The organism is Silanimonas sp. (genome assembly GCF_027531545.1).
Taxonomy (GTDB): domain Bacteria; phylum Pseudomonadota; class Gammaproteobacteria; order Xanthomonadales; family Xanthomonadaceae; genus Silanimonas.
Window position 1 is genome coordinate 230,722 of the sequence record NZ_JAPZSC010000016.1, and the last position, 12,809, is coordinate 243,530.

12 protein-coding genes are annotated in these 12,809 nt (G+C 70.0%); 1 reads left to right on the forward strand and 11 read right to left on the reverse strand.

All coding sequences use genetic code 11. The features are described 5' to 3' along the window. Nucleotides 1-11: 11 nt before the first annotated feature. From pstB to O9280_RS10050, 6 genes are all read right to left on the reverse strand, one after another. Nucleotides 12-827: a phosphate ABC transporter ATP-binding protein PstB gene (pstB, locus tag O9280_RS10025; RefSeq protein ID WP_298341929.1), complete on the reverse strand. Its 816-nt coding sequence runs from the start codon at nucleotides 825-827 to the stop codon at nucleotides 12-14. Beyond that, entirely contained in the window at nucleotides 820-1,779 is a 960-nt protein-coding gene (pstA, locus tag O9280_RS10030; RefSeq protein ID WP_298341931.1) for a phosphate ABC transporter permease PstA, read from the reverse strand. The genes pstB and pstA overlap by 8 nt, the downstream gene beginning before the upstream one ends. Then, nucleotides 1,776-2,735, reverse strand: coding sequence for a phosphate ABC transporter permease subunit PstC (gene pstC / locus O9280_RS10035; protein ID WP_298341936.1), 960 nt, complete (start codon nucleotides 2,733-2,735; stop codon nucleotides 1,776-1,778). The genes pstA and pstC overlap by 4 nt, the downstream gene beginning before the upstream one ends. A 108-nt stretch (nucleotides 2,736-2,843) precedes the next feature. After that, entirely contained in the window at nucleotides 2,844-3,923 is a 1,080-nt protein-coding gene (gene pstS / locus O9280_RS10040; protein ID WP_298341939.1) for a phosphate ABC transporter substrate-binding protein PstS, read from the reverse strand. Nucleotides 3,924-4,015: 92 nt separating this feature from the next. Next, nucleotides 4,016-5,035, reverse strand: coding sequence for a phosphate ABC transporter substrate-binding protein PstS (pstS, locus tag O9280_RS10045; protein ID WP_298341941.1), 1,020 nt, complete (start codon nucleotides 5,033-5,035; stop codon nucleotides 4,016-4,018). 110 nt (nucleotides 5,036-5,145) lie between these two features. After that, nucleotides 5,146-6,366 carry a porin gene (locus O9280_RS10050; protein ID WP_298341945.1) on the reverse strand — a complete coding sequence of 407 codons (1,221 nt, stop codon included), beginning with the start codon at nucleotides 6,364-6,366 and terminating at the stop codon, nucleotides 5,146-5,148. Nucleotides 6,367-6,551: 185 nt separating this feature from the next. On the opposite strand from O9280_RS10050, the gene O9280_RS10055 reads away from it, so the two are divergent. After that, nucleotides 6,552-8,270 (forward strand): EAL domain-containing response regulator, encoded by a 1,719-nt coding sequence (locus tag O9280_RS10055; RefSeq protein ID WP_298341947.1) that lies wholly within the window; start codon nucleotides 6,552-6,554, stop codon nucleotides 8,268-8,270. Between the two features lie 12 nt (nucleotides 8,271-8,282). Here the strand turns inward: O9280_RS10055 and nth are convergent, their stop codons facing one another. The 5 genes from nth to rsxC are packed head-to-tail and all read right to left on the reverse strand — an operon-like array spanning nucleotide 8,283 to nucleotide 12,793. Next, on the reverse strand, nucleotides 8,283-8,924 hold the full coding sequence (gene nth, locus O9280_RS10060) for an endonuclease III (protein WP_298341949.1): 642 nt from the start codon (nucleotides 8,922-8,924) through the stop codon (nucleotides 8,283-8,285). Continuing rightward, a complete protein-coding gene (rsxE, locus tag O9280_RS10065) occupies nucleotides 8,921-9,547 on the reverse strand; it encodes an electron transport complex subunit RsxE (RefSeq protein ID WP_298341953.1) in 627 nt (208 codons plus the stop codon). Before rsxE ends, nth begins: the two co-directional genes overlap by 4 nt. Beyond that, complete coding sequence (gene rsxG, locus O9280_RS10070; RefSeq protein ID WP_298341956.1) at nucleotides 9,544-10,218, reverse strand: electron transport complex subunit RsxG; 675 nt, start codon at nucleotides 10,216-10,218, stop codon at nucleotides 9,544-9,546. The genes rsxE and rsxG overlap by 4 nt, the downstream gene beginning before the upstream one ends. Then, nucleotides 10,215-11,192, reverse strand: a complete 978-nt coding sequence (locus O9280_RS10075) for an RnfABCDGE type electron transport complex subunit D (protein ID WP_298341958.1) — start codon at nucleotides 11,190-11,192, stop codon at nucleotides 10,215-10,217. The genes rsxG and O9280_RS10075 overlap by 4 nt, the downstream gene beginning before the upstream one ends. Then, nucleotides 11,189-12,793 carry an electron transport complex subunit RsxC gene (gene rsxC / locus O9280_RS10080; RefSeq protein WP_298341959.1) on the reverse strand — a complete coding sequence of 535 codons (1,605 nt, stop codon included), beginning with the start codon at nucleotides 12,791-12,793 and terminating at the stop codon, nucleotides 11,189-11,191. The genes O9280_RS10075 and rsxC overlap by 4 nt, the downstream gene beginning before the upstream one ends. Between the last annotated feature and the right edge of the window lie 16 nt (nucleotides 12,794-12,809).

Sequence of the window (12,809 nt, forward strand, 5' to 3'; positions counted from 1 at the left end):
TCGCTCCTGGCTCAGCCGAACCGGCCGGTGATGTAGTCCTCGGTCTGCTGCTTCGAGGGCTTGGTGAAGATCTGCTGCGTGACGCCGTGCTCGACCAGCTCGCCCAGGTACATGAAGGCGGTGAAGTCGGAGCAGCGGGCGGCCTGCTGCATGTTGTGGGTGACGATCAGGATCGTGAACTGCTGCTTGAGCTCGGCGATGAGCTGCTCGATCTTGCCGGTCGCGATCGGGTCGAGGGCCGAGGTCGGCTCGTCGAACAGGATCACCTCGGGCTTCAACGCGACGGCGCGGGCGATGCACAGGCGCTGCTGCTGGCCGCCGGAGAGGCCGAGGGCGCTCTGCTTGAGCTTGTCCTTCACCTCCTCCCACAGGGCGCCCTGGCGCAGGGCCTGTTCGACGCGGTCGTCCATGTCGGACTTGTTGAGCTTCTCGTAGTGGCCGATGCCGTAGGCCACGTTGTCGTAGATCGACATCGGGAACGGCACCGGCTTCTGGAACACCATGCCGATCTTGCTGCGCAGGCGGTTGATCGGGTACTTCGGGTCCAGCAGGTTCTGGCCGTCGAGCAGGATCTCGCCCTCGGCGCGCTGGCCCGGGTAGATCGAGTAGATCTTGTTGTAGATGCGCAGCAGGGTGGACTTGCCGCAGCCCGACGGGCCGATCAGCGCGGTGACGCGCTTCTCGGGGACGGTGAGGTTGATGTCCTTCAGCGCGCGGTAGTCGCCGTAGAAGAAGTTGAGGTTCTTCGCGACCAGCTTGGCCGGCGAAGCCGTGGCGGGCTCGCCGCCGGCGACGGCGGTCTGCAGGGCGATCGGGGCGTTAGTCATTGGCGATCTTCTTGCGCAGCAGGAGGGTGCGGGCGGTGATGCTGACCAGCAGGACGAAGCAGGTGATGAGGAAGGCGCCGGCCCAGGCCAGCAGCTGCCAGTTCTCGAACGGGCTCATCGCGAACTGGTAGACCGTGACCGGCAGGTTGGCCATCGGCTCGCCCAGGTCGAGGTTCCAGAAGCTGTTGTTGAAGGCCGTGAACAGCAGCGGCGCCGTCTCGCCGGAGATGCGGGCGAGGCCGAGCATCACGCCGGTGAGGATGCCGGACATCGCCGCGCGGTAAAGCACGTGCACGGTGACCTTCCACTGCGGGATGCCGAGCGAGAGCGCAGCCTCGCGCATTTGCGTGGGCACCAGGCGCAGCATCTCGTCGGTGGTGCGGACGACCACGGGCAACACGATGAAGCCCAGTGCGACGGCGCCGGCGATGGCGGAGAAGCCCGAGATGCCGATCAGCCAGTCGGCCACGCCCGCCAGCCAGCCCTGCTGCCCGGCCTCGGTGGACTGGATGGCCGTCGCCACCTGGCGCGGCGTACCGATCAGCACCATGTAGACGAACAGGCCGAGCACGATCGACGGCGCCGACAGCAGGATGTCGTTGACGAAGCGGATGATGCTGCCGATCTTGCGGAAGTTGGCGTATTCCGCGAGGTAGGTGCCCGCCGCGATGCCGACCGGTGCGGCCATCAGCACGGCGAGCGTGCACATGACGATGCTGCCGACGATGGCATTGAGCAGGCCGCCCACGCCGACCTCGGCGCCCGGGGGCGGGGTCATCTCGGTGAACATCGCGAGGCTGAGGCCGTCGATGCCCTTCGAGAGCGTGGTGAAGAGGATCCAGACGAGGAAGAACAGGCCGACCATCGCTGCCGTGCCCGAGAGCACGAGGGCGAGCACGTTGACGAGGCGGCGGCGCTGGAACAGGCGCTCGGAGACGGCGGCGTCCATCACTTGCCCTCCCGGCGCTTGAGGCTCATCAGCATCAGCTTGGCGATGCTGAGGACGATGAAGGTGACGATGAAGAGCACGAAGCCCAGGGCCAGCAGCGAGCTGCGGTGCAGGTCGGCGAAGGCTTCACCGAACTCGTTGGCGATGGTCGCGGCGATCGAGCTGGAGGGCTCGAGCAGGTTGGCAAGGCGGTTGGCGTTGCCGAGCACGAAGGTGACGGCCATCGTCTCGCCCAGCGCGCGGCCGAGGCCGAGGAAGATGCCGCCGATCACCGCCGAGCGGGTGTAGGGCAGCACGATGTCCCACACCACTTCGAAGGTCGTCGAGCCCAGCGCGTAGGCCGATTCCTTCAGGCGCGTCGGGACGGTGAGGAACACCTCGCGCATCACCGAGGCGATGAACGGGATGATCATGATCGACAGGACGATGCCGGCGGTGAGCATGCCGATGCCGATCGGCGGGCCATCGAACCACGCACCGATGATCGGCAGCTGGCTGCCGTACTCACTGAGGCTCGGATACACGTACTCGGCGAGGAAGGGCACCAGGATGAACAGGCCCCACATGCCGTAGATGATCGACGGAATGCCGGCCAGCAGCTCGATGGCGGTCGCCACCGGGCCGCGCAGCCACGGCGGGGCGACCTCGGTGAGGAACAGGGCGATGCCGAAGCTGATCGGCACGGCGATCAGCAGCGCGATGCCCGCCGTGATGACGGTACCGACGATCGGGGCGAGGCCGCCGAAGACCAGGTTGCCCGGGTCCCAGTTGTCGGAGGTGAGGAAGCTCCAGCCGAAGGTGCCGATGGCTTCGCGGCCGCCCCAGGCCATCGTGAGGGCGGCGCCGATCAGGCTGATCAGCACGAAGAAGCCGGCGGCCGCCACGGTCCATCGGAACAGGCGGTCGGCACGCGCGTCGCCGCGGGCCAGGTGGTCGAGTTGGGACGTGGCGGACGCCATCAGGGTTCGTACCGGAGAGTTCAGATCAGGACGCCCGCGTCATGCGACGCGGGCGTTGGATCACGCCCGAGGCAGGGCGGACGGTGGAGCGGGGATTGTACCCGGCCTTCAGAACGTGAAGTTCTGGGCCCAGTAGCCCTCGACCTGGGTGACCAGGGCGTCGGGCAGCGGCACGTAGCCCAGTTCTTCGGCGCGGGCATCGCCGTTGGCGTAGCCCCACTTGAAGAACTCGAGCGCGGCGCGGGCCTTGGCCGGGTTCGACGGGGACTTGCTGACCAGGATGAAGTTGGTCGCGGCGATCGGCCACGCCTCGGCGCCCGGGGCGTTGGTGATGACCAGATGGAAGTCCTGCGCGTTGGCCCAGTCGGCGCTGGCGGCGGCGGCCTGGAAGCTGGCGATGCTCGGCGCGACCCAGTTGCCGGCGGCGTTCTGCAGGCTGACCGTGGTCAGGTTGTTCTGCAGCGCGTAGCTGAGCTCGACATAGCCGATCGCGCCGCTGAGCTGCTTGGTGTAAGCGGCCACGCCCTCATTGCCCTTGCCACCCACGCCGGTCGGCCACTTCACCGCCGTCGCGGCCTGGCCCACGCCCTCCGCCCAGGCCGGGCTGACCTGGCCGAGGTAGTTGACGAAGTTGAAGGTGGTGCCCGAGCCGTCCGAGCGGTAGACGACCTTGATGTCGGCTTCCGGCAGGGTGACGCCGGGGTTGATCTCGACGATCGCCGGGTCGTTCCACTTGGCGATCTTGCCGAGGTAGATGTCGGCCAGCAGCGGGCCGGTCAGGCGCAGCTGGTTGGCCGGCAGGCCTTCGATATTGACGACCGGCACCACGCCGCCGACCACGGAGGGGAACTGGCCGAGGTTGGCCGCCGCGAGTTCTTCCGGCTTCAGCGGGGCGTCGGTCGAACCGAAGTCGACCGTACCGGCCTTGGCCTGGGCGATGCCGCCGCCCGAGCCGATCGACTGGTAGTTCACCCGGTTGCCGGTGCCGGTGGCGTACTCGCTCGACCACTTCGACAGCAGCGGAAACACGAACGAGGCGCCCGCGCCGGTGACGTCGATCGCCGCCGGCTGCGCCGGGGCCGTCCCGGCCTCGCCGTTCGCCGCGGGGGCGTCGGACGATCCGCCGCAGGCGGCGAGCAGGCTCGCGGCGCCGAGGGCGAGAGTGGTGCGCAGCAGGGTCGAGGTCATGGCGGAGCTCCGTCGGTCGAGTTCAGGGTGCTGATGATGCCGCAGGCGCCGGGGACGCCGGCGCCTGGGGGGTGGATCGGGTTGCTGGGCGATCAGCGCTTCAGCTTGGCCGCCCAGTAGGCCTTGACGCGCTCGACCAGCGGGTCGGGCAGCGGCACGTAGCCGAGCGATTCCGCCGAAGCGTCGCCGTTGGCGTAGGCCCACTCGAAGTACTTCAGGGTGGCAGCCGCCTTGGCCGGATCGCGCGGGGTGAGCGGGACGAGGATGAAGTTCGTCGCGGCGATCGGCCAGCTGGCCTCGCCCGGGGCATTGGTGATGACGAGGTTGAAGTCTTCGGCTGCGGCCCAGTCGGCGCTGGCGGCGGCGGCGCGGAAGCTGGCGATGCTCGGCTGCACCCAGGCGCCCGCGGCGTTCTGCATGGCGGCATAGGTGAGGTTGTTGGTGGTGGCGTAGCTCAGCTCCACGTAGCCGATCGAGCCCTGCAGCTGTTTCACGTAGGCCGAGACGCCCTCGTTGCCACGGCCGCCGAAGCCGGTCGGCCAGCGCACCGCGGTGCCGAAGCCGACGCGCTGCTTCCACTCGGGGCTGATCTGCGACAGGTAGTGCACGAAGTTGTAGGTCGTGCCCGAGCCGTCCGAACGGTAGACCACGCGGATGGTCTGGTCGGGCAGGGTCACGCCCGGGTTCAGGGCGGCGATCTTGGCGTCGTTCCACTGGGTGATCTTGCCGAGGTAGATCTCGGCGATGACCGGGCCGGTGAGGCGCAGCTGGCCCGCGGCGACACCGCGCAGGTTCACCACTGGCACCACGCCGCCGATGACCGACGGGAACTGGGCCAGCTTGTTCTGGGCGAGGTCCGCCGGCGCCAACGGGGCGTCGGTGGAGCCGAAATCGACGGTGCCGGCCTTGGCCTGGGCGATGCCGCCGCCCGACCCGATCGACTGGTAGTTGACGCGGCCCTGGCCGGCGGCGGCGTACTCGCTCGACCACTTCGACATGACGGGGAACACGAACGAGGCGCCGGCACCGGTGATGTTCTGGGCCTGCGCGGCGAATGCCGAGGCGGCGATCAGGCCGGCGGCGGCGATCCGGGAAAACGTCTTGAGGTTCACGGGAATCTCCAAAAGGCCGGCGCCTCGGGGGCGGTCGGCAGTATGTGTCAGCTCTGTGACAGTCCGATGACAGGCCGCCGGGGTGGCCCCGACGGCCCGCTGGGGCGGCGTCAGATGGCGATCTGGCCGCGCAGCTCGACGATGTTCGGGTTGTTGTTGATCAGCACGCCCGACTGCACGCGGCTGCTGTCCAGCATCACGTAGTTCATCGAGAGGCGGAAGTTCGAGCGGATGTACCAGTTCACGCCGACCGTCCACGACTCCTGCTGGCCGCCGAGCAGGGCGCCGTCGTTGGCATCGAGCTTGTCGTAGCGGGCGGCGAGCTGCCACAGGCCCTTCACCGGGTCGTTCGGGACGGCCGTGGTGTAGATGCCGCCGCGGTAGCCGAACTTGTCTTCGCTCAGGGTGTAGAGGCCGGAGACGTACCAGCCATCGCTCTCGTAGTCCGGGCGACCGTTGGTGCGGCTGACGGTCTGGCGCATGTACTCGCCCATGATCTTGAACGGGCCGTTGAAGTACATGCCCTCGAGGCCGGCGATCTGGACGCGGTCGGCGTCGGCCAGCGACACCGAGATCGTGTTGAGGTTGCCGAGCGTCGCGTTGTTGTTCAGCGCGATGTCGGCCTGCGGGCGGATGCCGAGGCTGTAGCGATCCTGCACCGTGTCATGGTCGACGAGCGAGGCGCCGAAGTGCAGCACTTCGCCGGCTTCGATGTCGACGATCGGGGCCCAGGTGAAGCGGGCGCCGTAACCGTTGCCAACGCGCTGGTTGACGTTGATTTCGCGGGTGAACCAGGTGCCGGTGGCGGTGATCGACGGCGTGGCGTACTGGATCTCGGCGCCGACGCGGCGGGCGATGCCGAAGGCATTGGTGATCATCGCCTTCGAGATGAACTCGTTGTTGCGGGTGGAGGTCAGCTCTTCCAGCGAGTTCGGCTGCTTGAACTGGCCGACGCGGTAGGTCCAGTCGGCGTTGAGGCGGCCGCGGTAGTTCACGTCCAGCCAGCGGCCATTGCGGCCGGTGCCGCGCGCGCCGACGAGGTCGTAGCCGATCTGCCACTCGCCACCGTTGGCCATGCGGCCGCGGAAGATCATCTCGCCACGGCGCACCTGGCCGTTGTTGGTCAGGGTGTTGGCATTGATCTGGGCGGCGGTCAGGGCCAGGCCGTCGGCGCGGCTGATGTCCTGGTCGTAGTGGTAGCTGTCGAAGTGGATCAGGCCGTCGAAGTAGATCTCGGTGCCGCCGATCACGTCGATCGGCACCTCGGCCATGGCCGGGGTGGCGAGGGCGGCGGCGAGGGAGGCGGCAAGCAGGGAGCGGGCGAAGCGCATGGCGGCGGGCACCGTTGGGAAGGTGGGCGCAGCCTATGGACGGGATGTGACACCCATGTTTCAGTTGACACGAAATCGATACTTGAGGGTCATCCCAGCGACATCCCGCCGTCACTGGCGCATGACGCCGGGCCTCCGGCTAGACTCGGTCGGCGGGCGTTCGGATCGCCCCGGGGAGGGCGCCGATGGCAGGGCAGGCAAGCACGACCACGATCCTCGTTGCCGAAGACGACGGCAGCATCCGGGCGGTGCTGAACGCCACCCTGCGCTCGGCCGGCTACCGGGTGCTGGAGGCCGACAATGGCCCTGATGCCTTCATCCTGGCCCATGAGCACCTGCCGGACCTGATCCTGTCGGATGTCCTGATGCCCGGCGGCAATGGGCAGGATCTGTTGGCGGCCCTTCGCGCCGACCCGCGCACCGCCGACCTGCTCTTCGTGTTCCTGACCGGCCTCGACGAGCGCGAATCGATCCGTGCCGGCATGAACCTCGGCGCCGACGACTACCTCACCAAACCCTTCCGCCCGACCGAACTGCTGTCGCTCGTGCAGGCCCAGCTGCGGCGTTCTGCCAAGCGCACCGAGGCGCGCCGGCAACTCGAGGCCGAGGCGCAAAAGCTCCGCGAGTTCGATTCGGTCACCGGCCTGCCGAATCGGAGCCACTTCCTCTGCCGCCTCGCCTGGACGAGCGACGGCCAGCCCAGCGCCATCCTCGCCAGCATCGCACTGGGGCAACTGCCGGTGCTCCGGCAGTCGTTGGGGCAGGGGCCTGCGGACGAGGTGATGCGCGAGGGGGCCAACCGGCTGCTCGAAAGCGTCCGCGCCAGGCTGGGCAACCACGCCGTGCTGGCACGAGCCGGCGAGCACCGGTTCGCCATCGCCCTGTCCGGCGTGGAGGACGAGACCCGCATCGAAGCCCAGCTGCGCGACGTGCTGGCGCCCTTGGCGCAGCCGATGGAGATCGGTGGCCGCCGGCTGTTCTTCGATGCTTCGGTGGGCGTGGCGGTGTATCCGCGCGACGGCGACACCCCCGAGCGCCTGCTCGACAACGCCGAGACCGCCGAACCCGCCACCGCGCCCGGCGGCACGGTAGCCTTCTACTCCGCCGAGAACAGCGCCGCCCGCGGCCGCAGCGTGCGCCTGCTGCAAGACCTTCGCTTGGCCATGGAGCGCGGCGAACTCAGCCTCGCCTTCCAGCCTCAGATCGCGCTGGCCGGCGAGCGGCTGGTGGGTTTCGAGGCCCTGTTGCGCTGGTACCACGCCGAGCTGGGCCAGGTCGCGCCTTCCGAGTTCATTCCCCTGGCCGAGGAGTCCGGCCTGATCCTTCCCATCGGCAGCTGGGCGCTGCGCGAGGCGGTGCGCCAACTCAAGGGCTGGCGCGAGGAAGGGCTGGAGGTCGAGCGCGTGGCCGTGAACCTCTCGCCGCGGCAGTTCGAGGACCCGGGGCTGGTCGACGGGGTGCGTGCCGTGCTTCAGGAGTCCGGCCTTTCCCACGGATCGCTGGAACTCGAGATCACCGAGAGCGCCGCACTGCGCGACCCGGAGCGCGCCATCGCGCTGATGTCGACCTTGAGCGAACTCGGCGTGGCCCTCGCGCTCGACGATTTCGGTACCGGCTATTCCAACCTGTCGCAGCTCAAGCGCCTGCCGATCGACGTCTTGAAGATCGACCAGATGTTCGTCCGACAGATCGTGCGCGACGCCGGCGACGCCGCGATCGTGCGCGCCGTGATCGCGCTGGCGCATGGCTTCGGCCTCAAGGTGGTGGCCGAGGGCGTCGAGGCCCAGTCGCAGGTGATCAAGCTGGCGCAGCTCGACTGCGACATCTGCCAAGGCTACCACTACGGCGCGCCGATGGCGGCCAATGCCGTCGCCGGCTGGATGATGGAGCGCGGCTTCGCCTGAGCGCCTCGCGGTTCAGTGCGTCGCGTCGGTCTTGTCCTTGAAGCGGCAGAGGTCGCGCACCGGGCAGGCCCCGCACAGCGGCTTGCGGGCCTTGCACACGTAGCGGCCGTGCAGGATCAGCCAGTGGTGGGCGTCCTGTTTGAACTCCGCGGGCACGACCTTCAGCAGCTTCTGTTCGACGGCATCCACCGTTTTCCCGGGCGCGAGGCCGGTGCGGTTCGAGACCCGGAAGATGTGGGTGTCGACGGCGATCGTCGGCTCGCCGAAGGCCGTGTTCATCACGACATTCGCGGTCTTGCGCCCGACGCCTGGCAGGGCTTCGAGCGATTCTCGGTCGCGCGGCACCTCGCCGTCGTGCTGTTCGACGAGGATGCGGCACGTCGCGATCAGGTTCGCGGCCTTCGCGTTGTAGAGGCCGATGGTGTTGATGTAGCCCTTCAGGCCAGCCTCGCCGAGCGCGAGGATGCCCGCTGGCGTGTTCGCCACCGGGAACAGCTTGCGCGTGGCCTTGTTGACGCCGACGTCGGTGGCCTGCGCCGAGAGCAATACGGCGGCCAACAATTCGAAGGGCGAGGTGTATTCGAGTTCCGTCGTCGGGTGCGGGTTGAGCTCGCGCAGGCGGCGGAAGAACTCGATGCGGTCGGCGGGTTTCATCGGGCGCTCCAGCGCTGCCGCGCGGCGATCAGCAGGGCAAGCAGGAAGAAGGCGCCCACCGGCAGGGTGGCGAGCAGGAAGCCGCGGTAGCCGGGCAGCAGTGTCCACTCCAGCTGCGGCAGGCCGAGCAGGGCCCCGGCGCCGGCGAACACGGTGCCGCGGCCGAGCGCCTCGCGCAGGCCGCCCAGCACCAGCAGCACCAGCAGGAAACCGGTGCCCACCGCGAAGCCGTCCAGCGCCGCGCGCAGCGGGTCGTGGCGTGACGCGAAGGCCTCGGCGCGGCCGAGCAGGGCGCAGTTGGTGACGATCAGCGGGATGAACAGGCCGAGCACGCCGTGCAGCGCCGGCAGCCAGGCGCGCATCGCCAGTTCGATAGCGGTGACGACGCAGGCGATGACGGTGACGAACACCGGGATGCGCACGTCGCGGCCGGTCACGCGGCGCAGCGCCGCGATGCAGGCGTTGGTGGCCGTCAGCGCAAGCACGGTCGCGAGGCCGAGGCCGAGCGCCGACACCAGCGAGTTGCTGACCGCCAGCAGCGGGCACAGGCCGAGCAACTGCACGAGCGCGACGTTGCCGCTCGACAGGCCGTATTCGAGGATGGTGCGCGGGCTTGCACTCACTGCGTCGGGCCCTCCTGTGGCGGCAGGTCGCGGAAGGCGAGTGTTTCGCCAACCGGGGCCATCGCCAGCGCTTCGCCGTGGGATTCGACGAACTGAAGCGCGCGCCGAACCGCGCCCACCACCGCGCGCGGCGTGATCGTCGCGCCGGCGAGCTGGTCGAAGGCCCCGCCGTCGCGCCGCACGCGCCACGCGTCCGCCGCGGGGTCGCGCAGTGATCGGCCGTCAAAGCCAGTGATCCACGGGCCGCGCGCGATCTCGATGGGGTCGCCGAGGCCCGGCGTCTCGCGGTGTTCGACCACGCGCACGCCAATCACCCGGCCCTGCGCATCCACGCCGACGAGCAGTCGGATGTCGCCGTTGTAGCCGTCGGGCGCGACGGCCTCGAGCAACAGGGCCACGACGCGGCCGTCGTTCCGCGCGCGACGCACGGTCAACGCGTCCTCGCTGCCGAGCCACGCGGGAGCGACCACCTCGATGCGGTCGGTCTGCGGGTCGTTGTCGTACTCCTTCGGCAACAACACGGCCAAGGCACGGAGGGTCGACGCGCGCTGCTGCTCGGCGATGCGCTCGGCGGTGAGCGCACGCATCGCGAGCAGGCCGCCGAGGCCCAACGCTCCGACGACGGCCAGCGTCAGGGCCCCGCGTCCCAGGTTGCCGAGGCGCAGGCTCATGGCGCGCCCTTCGTCCGTTCGCCGAGCCAGCGCGGCCTCGCGAGCCGATCGATCAGCGGCGCGGCGGCATTCATCAGCAGCACGGCGAAGGCCACGCCGTCGGGGAAGCCGCCCCAACGCCGGATCGCCAGCGTCAGCAGCGCCACGCCGGCGCCGAAGACCAGGCGGCCGCGGGGCGTCGTGCAGCCCGATACCGGGTCGGTGGCGATGAAGAAGGCGGCGAACACCAGCGCGCCCGAGAAGACGTGGCTCAGAGGGCTCGGGTGCGTGTCGGCGTCCCACAGCCAGAACGGCAGCGTCACCAGTACCGTGGTGCCGAGCACCGCGACGGGCGTCTGCCACGGGATCACCCGCTTCCACAGCAGGAGCAGCCCGCCCAACGTCCAACAACCCGCCACCCATTCCCAGCCCCGGCCGCCGAGCGCGCCAAACACGGGGTTCGCTTGGATCTCGGACAGCGCGTAGCCCTGCGTGGCCTGCTGGCGCAGCAGGTCGAGCGGCGTGGCCTGCGCCAGCGTGTCCCACTGCCCGGGCGCGATCCAGCGCGAGTACTCGAGCGGGAAGGCGAGCACCACCACGGCCACGCCGACCATCGCCGGGTTGAACGGGTTGTGGCCGAGACCGCCATACAGGTGCTTCGCCACCACGATCGCTGCGGAGACGCCGACGAGGTTCATCCACCACGGCGCGGTCGGTGGCAGGCACAGCGCGAACAGCACCGCCGTCAGCGGGGCGGAGAGGTCGGTGAGGGCCGGCCGCAGTGTGGCGCCGCGGAGGGCCAGCATCGCGGCTTCGAGCACCATCGCGAAGACGACGGCGAGCGCGATCTGCACCAGCACGCCGGGGCCGAAGAACAGCGTCATGGCCACGATGCCGGGCACCAGCGCCAGCAGCACGAGGCCCATGGTCGCCGACACGCTGCGGGCGAGGTGCAGGGACGGCGTACCGGGATCGCGGAAGGCACGCGGGCTCATGGGCGATCACCCTCGGGCGGCGTGTCCGCCTTGCTCGGGGCCGAACCACTCCCGGCGCGTTTGGATCGGGCCTTCGCCAAGGCCGCCGCCGCGGCGCCCGACACCCGCTTCACCCGCTGCGCCTGGTGCTGGGCGGCCTCTTCGGCCTCGCGCTGCAGGCGTTCAATGCGGCGTTCGAAGCGCTCCTTCGCCGCCTCCGCTTGCACGCGCTGGTGCTGGCCGAGCCGTGCCGACTGTCGGGCCGCGACGAAACCGGCGGTGAGCGGGATCGCGCTCGGGCAGACGGCGTCGCAGGCCCCGCATTCGATGCAGGCGCCGAGGCCGAGCGCCAGGGCGCCGGTCAAGTCCCCGCCGTCGGACACGCGCAGGCGGGCGTGGAGCAGCTGCGGTTGCAGCCGCGAGGGGCAGGCGTTCGCGCAGTCGCCGCAGCGGATGCAGGGCAGCGGCGACCTTGGCGCGGATGAGCCCGCTCCCGCGTCGGGTGACACCGGCCCGCACCAGGCGGTGAGGGCGATGGTGGTCTTGATCACCGCCACGTCGTCATGCGGCAACGCCACGCCCATCATCGGGCCACCGGCGCGCAGCACCGTTGCCTTGTCGCGCCAGCCGCCCACGGCTTCCGCCACGTGCGACGCCGGGGTGCCGAGCAACACGTCGAAGGTGGCGGCATGGGAAACCCCATCGCCACCCACCGTCACCAGACGCGAGACCTGCGGTTCGCCATGCACGACGGCCCGCCAAGCCGCCGCCGCGGTAGCGACGTTCTGCACGAGCACACCGAGGTCGCGTGGCAGGCCGCCGTCGGGGACTTCTTCGCCGGTAATCGCCTGGATGAGCTGGCGTTCACCGCCGGCGGGGTAGCGGTCCGGCATCAGCGCCAGTTCGACCATCCGCCCCTCGGCGTCACCGTCCGCGCTCGCGGCGATCGCGGCCTGCACCGCCGGCACGGCCGAGGCCATGCGTTGTTCCATCGCCAGCACGAGGCGGGTGGCGCCGCAGAGCCGCGCCAGCAGCCGTCCGCCGGCCACCACCTCGTCGGCGCGCTCGCGCAGCAGCGCTTCGTCGCAGGCCACCACGGGTTCGCACTCGGCGCCGTTGAGGATCAGCAGGCGATGGCTGCCGACCAGTTTGTCGGCGGTGGGGAATCCCGCCCCGCCGAGCCCGACGAGGCCCGCATCAGCCAGCCGCTGGCGCAGCGCGTCCACCGGCGTCGCCTGCGGATCCAGCGCCGGCATCCGGGCGTCGTCCGACGAGTCGCTGTCGCCCGAAGGTCCGGCCCCGGCGATGCCAGCATCGACCGCGATCACCACATGCGTCGCGTCCGGCGTGCCCGGCATCGCGACCGGCCCGCGCTCGATGGCGACCACGACGCCTGCCGCCGGTGCGTGCACGTCCGCGCCAAGCGTGTCCGCCGTGCGGCGGCCGATCCGCTGGAACCGGCGAACGCGATCACCGACCACCACGCAGGCCTCGGCCTCCGCGCCGGCGTGTTGGAGCAGGGGCACGCGCAGCTGGCCCGGCACGGGCAGCCGCCTCACGGCGGCCGGGGCCGGTTTCAGCGCGGGGAGGGCCAGGCCGCCGAAAAAGCGATGCAGGCTCATCGATGCCCGCCCATGC